The sequence below is a fragment of the Bacteroides sp. An279 genome, from assembly GCF_002159615.1.
Taxonomy (GTDB): domain Bacteria; phylum Bacteroidota; class Bacteroidia; order Bacteroidales; family Bacteroidaceae; genus Phocaeicola; species Phocaeicola intestinalis.
This window is the reverse complement of sequence record NZ_NFJA01000047.1, coordinates 1-16,802: the sequence shown is the minus strand read 5'-3', so window position 1 is coordinate 16,802 and position 16,802 is coordinate 1. Positions and strand designations below refer to the sequence as shown.

General features: G+C 47.2%; 11 protein-coding genes. 8 read left to right on the top strand and 3 right to left on the bottom strand.

Annotation, left to right across the window (positions count from 1 at the left end):
* Window positions 1-24: 24 nt before the first annotated feature.
* Together B5F78_RS16835 and B5F78_RS09655 are read right to left on the bottom strand one after the other, a co-directional pair.
* The gene (locus B5F78_RS16835) at window positions 25-276 is read right to left on the bottom strand and encodes a hypothetical protein (RefSeq protein ID WP_087212219.1); all 252 of its coding nucleotides are present in this window, start codon (window positions 274-276) and stop codon (window positions 25-27) included.
* Between the two features lie 24 nt (window positions 277-300).
* Entirely contained in the window at window positions 301-1,686 is a 1,386-nt protein-coding gene (locus B5F78_RS09655) for a threonine/serine ThrE exporter family protein (protein ID WP_022040725.1), read from the bottom strand.
* Between the two features lie 221 nt (window positions 1,687-1,907).
* On the opposite strand from B5F78_RS09655, the gene B5F78_RS09650 reads away from it, so the two are divergent.
* Genes B5F78_RS09650 through B5F78_RS09640 form a run of 3 tightly spaced genes read left to right on the top strand, consistent with a single transcriptional unit; the run spans window position 1,908 to window position 7,640 of the window.
* The gene (locus B5F78_RS09650; RefSeq protein WP_087212223.1) at window positions 1,908-3,101 is read left to right on the top strand and encodes an efflux RND transporter periplasmic adaptor subunit; all 1,194 of its coding nucleotides are present in this window, start codon (window positions 1,908-1,910) and stop codon (window positions 3,099-3,101) included.
* 30 nt (window positions 3,102-3,131) lie between these two features.
* Window positions 3,132-6,242, top strand: a complete 3,111-nt coding sequence (locus B5F78_RS09645) for an efflux RND transporter permease subunit (protein WP_022040727.1) — start codon at window positions 3,132-3,134, stop codon at window positions 6,240-6,242.
* Window positions 6,243-6,254: 12 nt separating this feature from the next.
* Window positions 6,255-7,640, top strand: coding sequence for an efflux transporter outer membrane subunit (locus tag B5F78_RS09640; RefSeq protein ID WP_022040728.1), 1,386 nt, complete (start codon window positions 6,255-6,257; stop codon window positions 7,638-7,640).
* Window positions 7,641-8,030: 390 nt separating this feature from the next.
* On the opposite strand, the gene B5F78_RS09635 is transcribed toward B5F78_RS09640, so the two are convergent.
* A complete protein-coding gene (locus tag B5F78_RS09635) occupies window positions 8,031-10,220 on the bottom strand; it encodes a glutamine synthetase III family protein (protein ID WP_022040729.1) in 2,190 nt (729 codons plus the stop codon).
* Window positions 10,221-10,860: 640 nt separating this feature from the next.
* Between B5F78_RS09635 and mltG the strand changes: the two genes are divergently transcribed.
* The 5 genes from mltG to rpiB all read left to right on the top strand — a co-directional run bounded on the left by mltG (window position 10,861) and on the right by rpiB (window position 16,609).
* A complete protein-coding gene (gene mltG / locus B5F78_RS09625) occupies window positions 10,861-11,886 on the top strand; it encodes an endolytic transglycosylase MltG (protein WP_087406588.1) in 1,026 nt (341 codons plus the stop codon).
* A 60-nt stretch (window positions 11,887-11,946) separates the two neighbouring features.
* Complete coding sequence (locus B5F78_RS09620; RefSeq protein ID WP_087406587.1) at window positions 11,947-13,437, top strand: capsule assembly Wzi family protein; 1,491 nt, start codon at window positions 11,947-11,949, stop codon at window positions 13,435-13,437.
* A gap of 31 nt (window positions 13,438-13,468) precedes the next feature.
* On the top strand, window positions 13,469-13,915 hold the full coding sequence (locus B5F78_RS09615; protein ID WP_239473386.1) for a lipocalin-like domain-containing protein: 447 nt from the start codon (window positions 13,469-13,471) through the stop codon (window positions 13,913-13,915).
* A 245-nt stretch (window positions 13,916-14,160) separates the two neighbouring features.
* Window positions 14,161-16,173 carry a transketolase family protein gene (locus B5F78_RS09610; protein WP_087213151.1) on the top strand — a complete coding sequence of 671 codons (2,013 nt, stop codon included), beginning with the start codon at window positions 14,161-14,163 and terminating at the stop codon, window positions 16,171-16,173.
* Between the two features lies 1 nt (window position 16,174).
* Complete coding sequence (gene rpiB, locus B5F78_RS09605; protein ID WP_022040735.1) at window positions 16,175-16,609, top strand: ribose 5-phosphate isomerase B; 435 nt, start codon at window positions 16,175-16,177, stop codon at window positions 16,607-16,609.
* Window positions 16,610-16,802: the final 193 nt, after the last annotated feature.

Sequence of the window (16,802 nt, the reverse complement as noted above, 5' to 3'; positions counted from 1 at the left end):
ATTAATCTTCATGCCGAAAGATTATTAATCTTCACGCTGTAAGATTAATAATCTTACAAACGGCGCAGCTATATTGCGGAAAGACCAAAGCCTGCTTGTCATGCCGGATGTGTAACCCGGCGTAATTGAAGAAGCGGATTGGCGATCCAGCGTGACACTGGCAACAGGAGTGACACCGGCAGTGTGTATCCCATTAAAAATGCACAATTGCACACCGCTCAAAGTATAAAAATGAAGAATGAAGAATTCCAGGCGAAACAATTCTTCATTCTTCATACTTCATTCTTTATCAAAAAAGCTTTACCATTCGACAAACTTTCCCCGCTTGTGGCGTTCTTCCAATATTTCCGCCAAATGTTTGTTCTTGGACGAAGCAATATACTTACGACCAAAAATATTCGGGATAGCAACCCCCACGGAAATGCAAAGAATAACCAATCCCGAATTTACTCCACTTTCAATAGCTTTCATCAACGGAGTAACCCCTTCAAGATTCTGCACATTCATATTGATGAGCCCGAAAAGCATTCGATACATCAATACTCCCGGAATCATCGGGATAACCGAAGGAATGGTCAGTACGTGATTGGGGACATGAAACCAGTGAACCGCCTTTACAGCTATCAGGCTGACCAGCAAAGCACCGGTGAACGAACCGACCACCAATCCCATGTCCAGACCGATGTTGTTGGTACTCGGTCCAAGATTGACAAAGTTACGTGTACAAACAGCCAAAATACCTCCGATAGCTACTACCCAAAGCAAACGACGCTGAATGTTAAAAATCATAGAGAATCCCATTGCCGAAATGGCAGCCGCCAAGGCATATTCCCAATACTCGTGGTGCGGCACCATGCTGATGGTCGGGAAAAAGTTGTCGATGGCACACAATTTCACAGCAAATGCAATACCAAAAGCCATGGCTCCCATCATCAGAAGCGTATTGACAGCCCGCACAATACCCACCTGGATAAAATTGTCGAGCATATCATCCACAAAATTTATCAAAGGAACTCCTGGAACGATAAACAAAGCACACGCCAACAGCGGATGCCAAGGTGTATTAGTCCACGTTTCGGGAAGGTAAGTAGAAGCCCATGCAATCATAGTGGCAACAAAAGCCGCAATAGCAATACCCACATAGCCATTCAGACCTGACTCATTACATTTCTGACGCACGCGCATACCGATAATCGCTGCAATTGAAGCATACAAGAATGCCATCCAGTCGCATCCGAACTGAATGCAGAATCCGCCACAGGCAAATCCGGCACCGACAGCTGTCTGCAAAGGAGTATAGTTCCGTTTCTTGGTACGGATTTTTTCCAGCTCCTCCTCATATTGGTCGAGCGTATAATCGTTCTCTATCGCCCTCCAGGAAAGTTTGCTCACTTCCGAAATGGCAGTCATGTTCACTCCATGTCCGTTGATACGCTGAAATTTGGTGAACGAAAAGTTTTCATCACTCACATTCACCATCAACATCGTAAATCCGATGTTGATATGCAGTTTCTCTTCCGGAATACCCAGATAAGCGGCTGTCCGCTTCATGTTTCTCATAATCCGGTTGGTATCCGCCAAACTTTCCACCAAAAGCTTTCCGGTACGGAGCAAAAGGTCTACCCGACGATGCAACATCTGGTCGTGGGCTTTCAAAGTCGTTTCTAAATGTTCCTCTAAATTCATTTTGTCTAAATTTAATTCCGGCCGCAAAGGTATGAAAAATATCCCTAGTTCCCGCTATCTCAGTGTAGAGAAATTCCACAATCTTCGCCAGAAATTCCCCAAGACACAAATTTGCATGCAGGATTTAGCTTTCTGATTCTCAATATATAAAAATTTATCGTATCTTTGGCACAAGTATTGTTTGTCCTTTACGGCATCTAACCCATAAACTTAAAATTCGTATGAGACGCTTTTTAACAAAGAAAGATTTGAAACTGAAGAAAAAACAAACCATCTACACCTTTATCGGTGTCGTTGTAATTATAGGAATATACCTGTTCCTGACACGAGAGAAAAAGACAGAACCAGAAGCGCCTATTGTCAGTGTAGCTCCGGCTCAACAACAAGACGTAGAGATTTACGGCGAATATGTCGGACGCATACGCGCCCAACAATTTGTAGAGGTACGCGCACGCGTGGAAGGCTTTCTGGAACAAATGCTGTTCGAGGAAGGAACACAAGTAAAACGCAATCAAGTCCTGTTCATCATCAATCAAGACCAATACCAAGCCAAAGTGGATAAGGCACGTGCCCAACTGAAAAAAGACGAAGCAACGGCACGCAAGGCAGAGCGCGACCTGAACCGTATCCGCCCGCTTTATGAACAACGGGCTGCCAGCCAATTGGACCTTGACAACGCCACGGCTGCCTACGAAACCGCTGTAGCCAGCGTAGGCATGAGCCAGGCAGACCTTGACCAGGCAGAACAGGAACTAAGCTACACCGTAGTGCGTTCGCCGATAACCGGACAAATCAGCGAACGTCACGTCGACCTCGGTACCTTGGTCGGCACATCAGGCAAGTCTCTGCTGGCCACCATCGTAAAAAGTGATACCGTATTGGTGGATTTCAGCATGACAGCACTCGATTACCTGAAAAGCAAGGAACGGAACATCATCATCGGCCAGAAAGATTCTACCCGTTCTTGGCAACCAACTGTCACTATCACCCTCCCCGACAACACGGTATATCCTTACAAAGGACTGGTAGACTTCGCCGAACCGCAGGTAGACCCCAAAACCGGAACATTCTCCGTACGTGCAGAAATGAGCAATCCCGAACATGTATTGCTGCCCGGACAGTTTACAAAAGTAAAGCTGCTGCTCGACGTACGCGAAAATGCCACAGTAGTTCCCCAAAAAGCATTGATTATTGAAAAGGGAGGTGCATATATCTACGTGATGCGCAAAGACTCTACAGCTGAAAAACGTTTCATCGAATTGGGACCGGAATTTGGCAACAATGCAGTAGTAGAACGCGGACTGATACCGGGAGAAAACATTGTAGTAGAAGGTTACCACAAGCTGAGCCCGGGCATCAAGATGCGTATAGGCACAGCCCCGATAGAAAAAGAAGAAGAAAATAAGGATGAATAAATCGCACAATCACCAAAACGTATTCACAAAATGAAAGTAAGTTTCTTTATCGACCGGCCAGTCTTTTCAATCGTCATCTCTATATTGATAGTCATCATCGGTGTCATCGGACTTACCATGCTGCCTATCGACCAATATCCGCAAATTACGCCACCTGTGGTAAAAATCAGTGCATCTTATCCGGGTGCGAGCGCACTCACGGTATCACAAGCCGTCGCAACCCCGATAGAACAAGAACTGAACGGTACACCAGGCATGCTTTATATGGAGTCGAACAGTTCCAATTCCGGAGGATTCTCGGCAACAGTCACCTTTGACATCTCGGCAGACCCCGACCTTGCTGCCGTGGAAATTCAGAACCGCATCAAACTGGCCGAATCACGTCTGCCAGCCGAAGTGGTACAGAATGGTATCGAAATCGAGAAACAAGCCGCCAGCCAGCTGATGACTATCTGCCTGACTTCAAGCGATCCCAAGTTTGACGAAATCTACTTGAGTAATTTTGCTACCTTGAATGTACTCGACCTGCTGCGCCGTATACCGGGAGTAGGACGCGTATCCAACATCGGAAGCCGTTACTATGCCATGCAAATCTGGCTGGACCCTGCCCGTCTTGCCAATTTCGGTCTCACCGTACAAGACGTACAAAATGCCTTGAAAGACCAGAACCGTGAATCGGCTGCCGGTGTATTGGGACAACAACCCGTTACCGGTCTCGACATTACTATCCCGATAACGGCACAAGGGCGTCTGTCAAGTGCTGCCCAATTCGAAGAAATCGTGTTGCGTGCCAACCCCGACGGTTCACTGATACGCATGCGGGACGTGGCGCGTGTATCGCTCGAAGCCCAGTCATACAATACTGAGAGTGGTATCAACGGAGGCAATGCCGCCGTATTAGGAGTCTACATGCTGCCAGGTGCCAACGCCATGGAAGTAGCAGAACGTGTGAAAGCCGCCATGGATGAAATCAGCAAGAATTTTCCGGAAGGCATGAAATACGAAGTACCTTTCGACATGACATCTTATATATCCGAATCCATCCACGAAGTATACAAGACCCTGTTCGAAGCCTTGTTCCTCGTCATCGTGGTAGTGTTCCTTTCGCTACAAAGTTGGCGTGCGACTCTGATTCCTACCATAGCCGTTCCTATCTCATTGATCGGTACTTTCGGCTTTATGCTCATTTTCGGCTTTTCGCTGAACATCCTGACCCTGCTAGGTTTGGTACTGGCCATCGGACTGGTAGTGGATGATGCCATCGTAGTAGTCGAAAACGTAGAACGTATTATGGAAGAAGAACACCTCAGCCCTTACGAAGCTACCAAAAAAGCAATGGACGGTCTGACCGGAGCCTTGATTGCCACCTCTATGGTACTGGCTGCCGTATTTGTTCCGGTCAGCTTCCTTTCCGGCATTTCAGGACAATTGTATCGACAGTTCAGTATCACCATTGCAGTATCTGTACTGCTATCCACCGTCGTAGCACTGACACTCAGCCCTGTGATGTGCTCACTGATTCTACGTCCACAAGACCCGAACAAACCCAAGAACCGTGTGTTCCGGGCTATCAACAAATGGCTGGACATAGGCAATCATAAATATGTAGGCGGCATCAGCCGGCTCATCAAAAACCCTAAACGCGTGACGGCAGGATTCGGTATGGTCATCGTTTTCATATTCGTGCTCTACCGGCTGATACCAACCAGTTTTCTCCCAACGGAAGACCAGGGATATTTCACCGTCGAACTGGAAATGCCAGAAGGTACTACACTGGAACGTACCCGCGAAATTACCAACCGTGCCGTAGCCTTCCTGATGAAAGATCCTGCTGTAGAATATGTACAAAGCGTAGCAGGTTCCAGCCCGCGTGTCGGTACCAGCCAGGCACGCACCACGCTTACGGTCATCTTGAAAGAATGGAAAGAACGTGACAACACTACCATTGAACAAATTATGGCAGATGTGCAGAACGAGTTCAAGAAATACCCTGAATGCAAGGTTTACCTCTCCACACCACCTGTCATTCCCGGATTAGGTACCTCCGGAGGTTTTGAAATGCAGCTGGAAGCCCGTGGAGATGCTACGTACGACAATCTGGTGGCTGCTGCAGACACGCTTATGTACTACGCCTCGCAACGCAAAGAGCTGAGTGGACTGTCGTCTTCATTGCAGGCGGAAATCCCTCAACTTTATTTCGACGTAGACCGTGACAAAGTAAAATTGTCGGGCGTACCGATGGCCGATGTTTTCACAACAATGAAAGCTTATACCGGATCGCTTTATGTGAACGACTTCAATATGTTCAACCGTATCTACCGTGTGTACATCCAGGCTGAAGCACCTTACCGTGAACATCGTGACAACATCAACCTGTTTTTCGTGCGGGGAAGTTCCGGCGATATGATTCCATTAACAGCATTGGGCAATACCGAATATACCACCGGTCCCGGAAGTATCAAACGTTTTAATATGTTCAACACCGCCATCATCCGCGGAACAGCCGCCCACGGTTACAGTTCAGGACAAGCAATGGAACTTATCGAGCAACTGGCTAAAGAACATCTGCCCGACAACATCGGAGTAGAATGGAGTGGACTTTCCTACCAGGAAAAACAGGCAGGCGGACAGACCGGTATGATTCTGACACTGGTATTCCTCTTCGTCTTCCTTTTCCTGGCAGCCCTGTATGAAAGCTGGAGCGTGCCAGTCGCCGTACTGCTCTCCTTGCCGGTAGCCGCTTTGGGAGCATATGCCGGTGTCGCCTTATGCGGATTGGAAAATGATACGTATTTCCAGATTGGCCTGGTAATGCTGGTCGGACTGGCTGCCAAAAACGCCATCCTGATTGTAGAGTTTGCCAAAGACGAAGTAGACAAAGGAAAAGATGTAATAGAAGCTGCGCTGCACGCATCACATTTACGTTTCCGTCCCATCCTGATGACCTCACTCGCCTTTATTTTGGGCATGGTGCCACTGGTCATTGCAAGCGGACCGGGTTCTGCCAGCCGTCAAGCCATCGGCACGGGCGTATTCTTCGGAATGATTGTGGCTGTAACAGTAGGTATTTTTCTGGTTCCTTTCTTCTTCGTGATGATTTACAAGGCAAAAAACAAACTCAAAGTGAAACATACTCATTAATTGCTGCAACCTATGAAAGTAACGAAACTCACATATTATTTCCTTTGCATCATCTTGGCAACCTCACTCTTGGCTAGTTGCCAGATAGGGAAACATTATTCACGTCCCGAACTGAACCTGCCCCATACCCTGGACAGTCTTAGCGTAGACACCGCTTCAATAGGTGACTACGCCTGGGAAAAAATCTATACCGACACGACCCTGCAGGCACTGATACGCAAAACACTGACCTACAACAAGGACATGCTGATAGCTGCCTCACGGGTGAAGGAACTGGCAGCACGTAAGCGCATTGCCATCGGAGATATGCTGCCCCAAATCGGACTGCGCGTCTACGCCGAGCGTGAACGGGAAAACTATGGTGGCAATCACTACTCACAAGACGACGAATTCGACCTGAAAGGTACCATGAGCTGGGAAATTGACCTTTGGGGTAAACTGCGTTGGGCAAAAGACAAAAGCGTAGCCGACCTCATCGGGTCAATAGAAAACCAACGGGCATTGAAAATGAGCCTGGTAGCCGAAGTGGCACAAACCTACTTCGAACTGGTGGCCCTCGACAATGAACTTGCCATCGTGCGCCAAACCGTAGATGCGCGACGCGAAAGTCTCCACCTGGCACGCATCCGCTACGAAGGAGGACTGACTTCAGAAACCGCCTTCCGGCAAGCACAAGTGGAATTGGCACGTACAGCCACACTGGTTCCCGACCTTGAACGTCAGATTACGTTAAAAGAAAACGACATAGCTTTCCTGACCGGCGACTATCCACACCACATCCGGCGCACAGCATTGCCCGAAGACGTATTGTTGCCAGCCAGTCTGCCTGTAGGGCTGCCGTCCAGCCTATTGGAACGCCGCCCCGACATCCGCGAAGCAGAACAGGCACTGATAGCAGCCAATGCCGAGGTAGGTATTGCCTTCACCAGCCTGTTCCCCAGTCTGACCTTGAATGCCAGCTACGGAGGCGAGAGCGATGTGCTCAGCGAACTGCTGAAATCTCCCTGGCACCTGCTCAGTGCCAACCTACTACAACCGGTCTTCAGTTGGGGTAAGAACCGTGCCCGACTGAAAGCACAAAAAGCCGCTTTGGAAGGAGCTACCCAAGCCTATGAGAAAGTAGTGCTCAACGCTTTTAAAGAAGCCTACAATGCCATTGCCGACTTCAACAAAAGCAAGGAAATCTATGAAACCCGCCTCCGCTTGGAACAAGCATCGAAAAGTACCCTCGATCTCGCTCAGCTGCAATACATCAATGGTGTGATCGGCTATATGGACCTGCTGGATGCACAGCGTGGTTATCTTAATGCGCAAATCGGACTTAGCAATGCTGTACGTGACAAGCAAATCACCGTTGTCCGCCTATACAAAGCATTAGGAGGTGGATGGAAAAACTGACATTATACTTCCGCAGCATTTATTGATGCATTTTGTCGATGTCATTATAGAAGGTGTATCAAAATGAAAGTTGATTTTTATTTTGATACACCCTCATCATCTCTACGGAAACGGTGTGAAAGGTTCAAGGAAATGCAACACTATAAATGCCCCCTCAAACGAACATAAGTGATACGACTGACTTACTTATGTGAAACGCCCAAGTTACTTATGTGAAACACCCAACTCACTTATGTTCATCAAAAGGCATGCTTCAATCAATGCCTCTGAAATGCAGACAAAAACAAAGCCTCAAAAATTTTAAAGAACAAAGCCGGAACCTCCTCGCGGAGACCCCGACTCGCTTTCATCAAACAACCAATAAGGAAATTAGAGGTAAATTTAATGATATTATCTAATGAATAACAGCTCTCTATATTTAGGCAGCGTCCACATCTGATCGTCTACTATCAGTTCCAATTTGTCGATGTGGTAACGTATCTGTTCCAGCATCGGCGCAATGGTGTCATGGTAAGCTACGGCCTTTTCACGCTCGTCCACAATTTTATTTGCCACTTTACGCGCTTCTATCATCGTATCCACGTGCTCTTTGATATAAGACGTATGCTCCGAAATCTTCCGGATGATGGCAACGTTCTCGGCAGAAAGCTTCTCTGCCTCTTCAGCTGGAAACAGTCCCTTCATCTTGTACACATTATCTATCAGCTTGCTTTGGTATTCGATGGCGACCGGCACCACATGGTTCATCACCAAATCGCCTAATACACGTGCCTCAATCTGAATCTTCTTTGTATACGTTTCCCATTTCACTTCGTTACGCGCCTCCAGTTCTTTCTGTGTCATCACACCCTGCGACTCGAACATCTTCACCGAAGCAGGTGTCAGATACTGGTCGAAAATAACCGGACAACTGGTTTCGCAATCCAGGCCGCGACGTGCCGCTTCCGCTTTCCACTCTTCACTGTAGCCATTACCGTCAAAACGGATAGGCTTCGAAGCCTTGATGTATTCACGGATAACCTGAATGAGGGCAGACACTTTCGGTTCACCTTTTTCTATAAGTTCGTCTACCTTTTGTTTAAACTCTACCAGCTGCTCTGCCACGGCAGTATTCAATGCAATCATTGCGCTGGCACAGTTAGCCTCCGAGCCTACCGCACGGAACTCGAAACGGTTGCCCGTAAAAGCAAAGGGGGAAGTACGGTTACGGTCGGTATTATCAATCAGCAATTCGGGAATCTGCGGGATGTCCAGTTTCATGCCGTGCTTGCCGCCAAGAGCTATCAAGTCATCGGTCGAGCTTTCCTCCATGTGATCAAGTACTTTGCTAAGCTGTGTGCCGAGGAAAGAAGAGATAATGGCAGGAGGTGCTTCGTTGGCTCCCAAACGATGGGCATTCGTAGCGCTCATGATAGAGGCCTTCAGCAAACCGTTGTGACGGTACACCGCCATCAGTGTGTTGACAATAAAAGTTATAAAGCGCAAGTTCTCCTCGGGAGTCTTACCTGGTGCCATCAGCAATACACCTGTATCAGTCCCCAATGACCAGTTGTTGTGCTTACCCGAACCATTTACTCCCTTGAAGGGTTTTTCATGAAGCAGCACACGGAATCCGTGCGTACGTGCTACTTTACGCATCAGCGACATAATCAGCATGTTATGGTCTACGGCAAGGTTGCATTCCTCAAAGATAGGTGCCAGTTCAAACTGGTTGGGAGCCACTTCATTATGACGGGTCTTGACGGGTATTCCCAGTTCTAATGCCTGAATTTCCAAATCTTTCATAAAAGCAGCCACGCGGGTCGGGATGGCACCGAAATAATGGTCTTCCAGCTGTTGGTTCTTCGAAGCCTCGTGTCCCATCAACGTACGCCCGGTCAGCAATAAATCGGGTCGTGCAGCATACAAACCTTCATCTACCAGGAAATATTCCTGCTCCCATCCCAGGTATGCCGAAACTTTCTTCACATTCGGATCGAAATAATGGCATACATCTACCGCTGCCTTATTGACTGCCCGCAGTGCTTTCAACAACGGAGCCTTATAGTCAAGCGATTCGCCCGTATAAGCGATGAACACGGTAGGGATACACAAGGTGTCGTCTACCACAAATACCGGCGACGAGGGATCCCACGCACTATAACCACGCGCCTCGAAAGTATTACGGATACCGCCATTAGGGAACGAAGAAGCATCCGGTTCCTGCTGTACCAGCAATTTTCCGGAAAACTCTTCCATCATACCTCCCTTGCCATCGTGTTCCACAAAGGCATCGTGCTTCTCTGCAGTCCCTTCCGTAAGCGGTTGGAACCAGTGTGTATAGTGAGTAGCCCCCAATTCACTTGCCCACTGTTTCATTCCTGCTGCTACAGCATCGGCAATGCTGCGGTCTAGTGTCGCGCCGTTATCCATTGCATCTACCAGCTTCTCGTACACTTTGCTGGGAAGATACTTAAACATCTTTTCCCGATTGAACACGTATTTCCCGAAATATTCACTCGGGCGCTCCTTTGGAGCCGGTACATCAAAAGGCTTCGCCTGGAATGCCTTTTCTACTACCCTGAATCTTAAAGTTGACATAATACCTCAATAATTAGTTGTTATTTGTTCACATATTTCTATATAATCAAATCTTTTTGAAACGAAATTCAATTATATAACATCTTTTTGTCTGATGCAAAAGTAAGGCTTTTCATTCATATACTCCCCCTCTACGAAGTCATATTTTCATTTATTTTATCAGAACATTTCAATTTGAAACAAAACCGCAACATTCTGTTATCAATTTCACACAAACGAAGTCGATTTTATTACTTTCACAAACAAAGGGACTGTTTTGAATTTCCACAAAAAGTTTTTTGGGGCTTGATGTGTTCGTTTCGTGTGTGTTGGGCGATAAATTCAAAACAGTTTCTAAGACATACTTAAATTTAATGAATCTGCATGTCCGCAATTAGCCAATCCGGTTGAGTTGAAAACGCAGTAGTACTTCATTTGCCGATGAAGTATATATCCGTAGGCGGATGGAGATATATTCAAACGCAGATGCAGTATATATTCATTTTCCAAGGGTATGTATTGGCTGTTTGCGGAATTCATAATTCAAAACTGTTTTTCAAAAACAGTTCCTCATCTATTTTTCAATTACGTTTTCGTAATTTACCCAGTATCTTGCTTTTTTGTATTATCTTTGCCCCCAAATTTGAACTACTAAATTAAAATGAAAAAGAAACGACTGCTTATTGGAGGAAGCATCCTGTTCCTAATCCTAGCCTCAGGCATCATAACAGGATATGCCTGCCTAATGAACCAACCGCTGGGAATTGAAAAATCCACTTTCTTATATATAGACAATGATGACAACATAGACTCTGTATGCTATAAATTGGAACACAGGCTGCATGCCAGCAGGCTGACAGGATTTCGCCTGCTGGCATTCCAAAGTGATTATACCAACCACATCCACTCGGGAGCCTATCTGTTTACTCCAGAAGCACGTACGTGGCAAATCTTCCGGACGTTACAAGCTGGAAACCAAACGCCTGTATCGGTCACTATCCCCAGCGTGCGCACCATCGGAAAACTATGCCAATCTATTTCACACCAATTGATGATGGATTCGACCGCAATTTCCAGCCTCCTGACAGACAGTACATATTGTGCCAGTTTGGGATATAACGCTTATACCCTGCCTGCCCTATTTATTCCAAACACCTATGAAGTATATTGGAACACCAGTTGCAAAGACTTCATAAAACGCATGCAGAAAGAACATCAACGGTTCTGGAATGAAAAACGCACAGCACAGGCAAAAGCTATCGGACTTACCCCGACTGAGGTAAGTACCCTTGCATCCATCGTAGACGAAGAAACGGCTAACCAAGCAGAAAAACCGATAGTGGCAGGACTGTACATTAACCGGCTGAAAGCAAACATGCTGCTTCAAGCAGACCCTACTGTTAAATTCGGATTACAGGAATTTGGATTACGCCGCATTTTATACAAACATCTGGAGACCGACAGCCCGTATAATACCTATATATATAAAGGACTTCCTCCTGGTCCTATCCGCATTCCCAGCATACAAGGATTGGAAAGTGTATTAAACTATTCACATCACGACTATCTGTACATGTGTGCCAAAGAAGATTTTTCGGGTACGCACAATTTTGCCCGTACCATGAGCCAGCACCTTGCCAATGCCCGACGTTATCAACAGGCATTGAACCGAAGGAATATCCGGTAAACTTGAGCGGATTGTCTTAAATAATCATTACTTTTGCATCACATTTTCAATAATTACAATATGAATTGGAAAAAACTAACTTTATGGCTGGCAGCAGGTTGCCTATCATTGCCCGCTATTGCCCAACAAACAGACACCACCCTCACCTACCGCATCGAAGCAAGCGGCAATCTGTCGGATGGTACGTATGCACCGCTCTGGTTCACAGCCAACCGGTATGGGCTATCCAGCCAGAAACCAAACAGTGGCTACATCCGAGCCGGACTACATTACGGAAAAAAACTGAACCGCCACTGGCGCATCGAAGCAGGACTTGACCTGGCAGGTGCCGCCGATCAAGTTTCCGGTTTTGTTATACAACAAGCGTACGCCGACATCGCGTGGAAATTCCTGCGCCTCAGCATTGGAAGCAAAGAACGCCCGGGTTTCCCACTTACGAAAAATGAAAGACTGAGCAGCGGCATGATGGTAGAAGGACCGAATGCCCGGCCAGTTCCGCAAGTCAGAATAGACATCCCCGAATATGTCACCATCCCTGGTACGGGCAATTGGCTTGCCTTAAAGGGGCATCTTGCTTACGGAGCGTTTACCGACTGGAACTGGCAGGAAGATTTCGCAGCTCCCGAGACCAATTGGGGCAAACATATCCTGTATCACAGCAAGTCGTTGATGTTCCGCATCGGGAACCGTGAAAAGTTTCCGGTAGAGTTCGAACTGGGACTGCTGATGGCTGCACAGTTTGCCGGAGCACAAATGCTGAAGAATGCCGATGGAAGCAGCACGGTCTCTGTAGACATGCCCGGCGGACTGAAAAGTTTCTTTAAGGCATTCATCCCGATGAGCGGAGGAAGCGACACACCTTGGGGCGATCAAGTAAACGTAGAAGGCAACCACTTGGGAAGCTGGAATTTTGCCTTGACCTATTACTTGAATGACTGGCGGTTCCGTGCTTACTTAGACCATTATTTCGATGACCATTCGCAAATGGTATGGCAATACGGACGGTGGAAAGACGGACAGCTAGGCATCGAAATAGACCTGCCGAAGAATCGTTGGTTAAGCGCAATTGTATGGGAAACCATGTCGACCAAACAGCAGACCGGCCCGCTACTGTATGACGAATTTGCCGGAACACTGGGTTATCAGGTCAGTGCATCCGATAATTATTACAACAACTATTGCTATCAGGCATGGCAGCACTGGGGACAAGGTATGGGAAATCCTTTCCTTCCGGGGCCTATTTATAATAAAGACGGAGAAATCACTTTCAAGAGCAACCGCGTGCGTGCCCAGCATTTAGGCATCGAAGGCGACCCAAGCGAGGAATGGAACTGGCGCATACTGATATCGTTTGCACGCCATTGGGGAACCTACCAAACACCGCTGGACAAACAACGCAAACAGTTCAGTTCGCTTTATGAGGTGAGCTACGCTCCCCAATGGGCCAAAGGATGGGGCGCAACCGTAGGCGTAGGACTCGACCGCGGAAATTATTTAGGAAACTCTACAGGAGGTATCCTGACAATCCGGAAAACAGGAAAGATATTTTAAGTTTGTGAGTTTTTAAGTTTTGATTGTTAATATGAAAGCCATACATTTATTAATTGCGATGTGTTTCTTCGCCTTGTTCGCTTCTTGCGAGAAAAAGCCTATTGACGAAAACATCGAAGGCATGTGGAAATTGGAACAGTTTACCACCCTTGACGATGGCATTGTCCACCGTGACTGCCAGCGCATCTTTTATAGCATCCAATTACAGATTGTACAGATAGCTGAAAAGCAATGCACGCACAAATACGGCACATTCGTCGGACATTTTTACTTGAACGAAGACCACAGCCAGGCAACCATGAAAGATTTCCGTTTCCGTGGTGAATCAACCGGCGACAGCGGTGAAGATGTTCCAGTAGAGCGGCTGCTCCCCTTCGGCATCAACTCACTTGAAACGACCTTCGATGTTTTGAAAGCCGACGGGAAACACCTCGTCCTCCAGTCAGATTACGCCAAACTGGAATTTATCAGTTTCTGATGAACCCCAATAAACAGACTCTAAACGCGCAGGAAAAAGCATCCGATGACTTCATGGCTTGAGGCTTTTTCCTGCGTTTTTCGGTATGTCTGCGAACGGTAAATAAGCGCTGAAAAGAAAAATTATCCTTTTATCCACCATTTCTTACCCTTCCATCCCCAATTTTAGATTCCGAATTTGCTTGCACATTCCAGATTTTTCTTATCTTTGCAACAAACTAATACATCCAACTAATATATCCAATAATGAAAAACAGTAAAGAACTTATGAACCGCGCAGCCGATAACATCCGTATCTTGGCTGCTTCAATGGTAGAAAAAGCTAAATCCGGACACCCGGGTGGTGCTATGGGTGGTGCAGACTTTGTAAATGTACTCTTCTCTGAGTTTTTAGTTTACGACCCTGAAAATCCCCGTTGGGAAGGCAGAGACCGCTTCTTCCTTGACCCAGGACACATGTCACCGATGCTGTACTCTGTACTGGCGTTGACCGGCAAATTCACCATGGACGAATTGCAACAATTCCGTCAATGGGGAAGCCCTACTCCAGGACATCCTGAAGTAGACGTCATGAGAGGTATCGAAAACACTTCCGGCCCGCTGGGACAAGGACACACATTCGCTGTAGGTGCCGCCATCGCAGCCAAATTCCTGAAAGCACGTTTAGGTGACGTAATGAACCAAACGATTTATGCTTACATCTCAGACGGAGGTGTACAAGAAGAAATCTCACAAGGCTCGGGACGTATCGCCGGACACTTGGGACTGGACAACTTGATTATGTTCTACGACTCGAACGATATCCAGCTGTCTACCGAATGTAAAGACGTAACAGACGAAGATGTAGCCAAGAAATACGAGGCATGGGGCTGGAAAGTCATTACAATCAATGGGAATGACGCTGACGAAATCCGTGCCGCATTGACCGAAGCAAAAGCCGTAACAGGTCAGCCTACCTTGATTATCGGTAAGACCATCATGGGTAAGGGGGCACGTAAGGCAGACAACAGCAGCTACGAACACAACTGCGCTACACACGGCGCGCCGTTGGGAGGTGACGCTTACACCAATACCGTCAAGAACTTGGGTGGCAATCCGGAACAACCGTTCCAAATCTTCCCGGAAGTAGCGGAACTTTACGCAAAACGCCGCGAAGAACTGAAAGCCATCGTAGGCGAACGCTATGCGGCTAAAGCAGAATGGGCAAAGGCTAATCCGGAACTGGCTGCCAAGATGGAATACTGGTTCTCTGGCAAAGCTCCTCAAGTAAACTGGGACGCTATCCAGCAAAAAGCAGGTTCGGCTACACGTGGTGCTTCGGCTACTGTGCTCGGCGCATTGGCAGAACAAGTAGAAAACATGGTTTGCGCATCTGCCGACTTGTCTAACTCTGATAAGACCGACGGTTTCTTGAAAAAGACACATGCCTTTACGAAAAACGACTTCAGCGGCGCATTCTTCCAAGCAGGTGTATCAGAATTGACCATGGCATGCTGCTGCATCGGTATGGCATTGCACGGAGGCGTTATCCCCGCATGCGGTACCTTCTTTGTATTCTCCGACTACATGAAACCAGCTGTACGTATGGCTGCCCTGATGGAAACTCCTGTGAAGTTCATTTGGACACACGACGCATTCCGTGTAGGCGAAGACGGACCTACTCATGAACCGGTAGAACAAGAAGCACAAATCCGCTTGATGGAGAAACTGAAAAACCACAAGGGACACAACTCAATGTTGGTTCTCCGCCCGGCAGATTGCGAAGAGACTACTCAGGCATGGAAGCTGGCAATGGAAAACACGACCACTCCTACTGCACTGATTTTCTCTCGCCAGAATATTGCCAACTTGCCCGAAGGAAACGATTATACCCAGACAGCCAAAGGCGCTTATGTCGTAGCCGGCTCTGACGAAAACCCGGATGTTATCCTGCTGGCTTCAGGTTCGGAAGTATCTACTTTGGTAGCCGGAACTGAACTACTCCGTAAAGATGGCATCAAGGTGCGTATCGTTTCTGTTCCTTCGGAAGGACTGTTCCGCAGCCAAAGCAAAGAATATCAGGACAGCGTCCTTCCTGCCGGAGTAAAGAAATTCGGTCTGACAGCCGGACTGCCTGTAAATCTGCTTGGACTGGTAGGCACTGACGGAAAGATTTGGGGATTGGAATCATTCGGTTTCTCGGCTCCGTACAAGGTTTTGGACGAAAAGCTGGGCTTCACAGCCGAAAACGTATACAACCAAGTAAAAGCCATGTTCTAATATGAAACTGATAGGATTGGCTTCCGACCATGCCGGCTTTGCATTGAAACAATATGTAAAGCAATGGCTCGAAGCAAAAGGTTGGGAATATAAAGACTTCGGCACATATACTGCCGACAGTTGCGACTACGCAGACTTTGCACACCCGTTGGCACTTGCCGTAGAAGCGGGCGAATGTTATCCGGGTATTGCAATCTGTGGCAGCGGAGAAGGCATCAGCATGACTCTGAACAAACATCAGGGCATACGTGCCGCACTTTGCTGGATTCCGGAGATTTCCCACTTGGCACGCCAGCATAATGATGCCAACGTTTTGGTAATGCCTGGACGTTTCATTGACAACGAGATGGCGGACAAAATTATGACCGAATTCTTCAACACTGCTTTTGAAGGAGGACGTCACCAAAAACGCATCGATAAAATGCCGGTCCACTAACCGGTACCTTTTAAAAATGCGGATTAACGCAGGCTTTCGCAGCATAGAATAACTAACTGCCCAATCTGCGTTAATCCGCATTTTATTTAGAAGCTGTTTTGAATTTATCGTGCGATGATTTGGGATGAGTTTTTGAGGCATTTTCGCTTCTGTGATGAGGAAGATAGCGGGCTATCTGACGAAGAACAGGAGC

Bases quoted from the DNA above. Each gene is read 5' to 3' on its own strand.
- rpiB (WP_022040735.1), top strand. From the start codon at position 16,175: ATGAAACTGATAGGATTGGCTTCCGACCATGCCGGCTTTGCATTGAAA.
- B5F78_RS09645 (WP_022040727.1), top strand. From the start codon at position 3,132: ATGAAAGTAAGTTTCTTTATCGACCGGCCAGTCTTTTCAATCGTCATC.
- B5F78_RS09640 (WP_022040728.1), top strand. From the start codon at position 6,255: ATGAAAGTAACGAAACTCACATATTATTTCCTTTGCATCATCTTGGCA.
- B5F78_RS09620 (WP_087406587.1), top strand. From the start codon at position 11,947: ATGAATTGGAAAAAACTAACTTTATGGCTGGCAGCAGGTTGCCTATCA.
- B5F78_RS09615 (WP_239473386.1), top strand. From the start codon at position 13,469: ATGAAAGCCATACATTTATTAATTGCGATGTGTTTCTTCGCCTTGTTC.
- B5F78_RS09655 (WP_022040725.1), bottom strand. From the start codon at position 1,686: ATGAATTTAGAGGAACATTTAGAAACGACTTTGAAAGCCCACGACCAG.
- B5F78_RS09650 (WP_087212223.1), top strand. From the start codon at position 1,908: ATGAGACGCTTTTTAACAAAGAAAGATTTGAAACTGAAGAAAAAACAA.
- B5F78_RS16835 (WP_087212219.1), bottom strand. From the start codon at position 276: ATGAAGAATGAAGAATTGTTTCGCCTGGAATTCTTCATTCTTCATTTT.
- mltG (WP_087406588.1), top strand. From the start codon at position 10,861: ATGAAAAAGAAACGACTGCTTATTGGAGGAAGCATCCTGTTCCTAATC.
- B5F78_RS09610 (WP_087213151.1), top strand. From the start codon at position 14,161: ATGAAAAACAGTAAAGAACTTATGAACCGCGCAGCCGATAACATCCGT.
- B5F78_RS09635 (WP_022040729.1), bottom strand. From the start codon at position 10,220: ATGTCAACTTTAAGATTCAGGGTAGTAGAAAAGGCATTCCAGGCGAAG.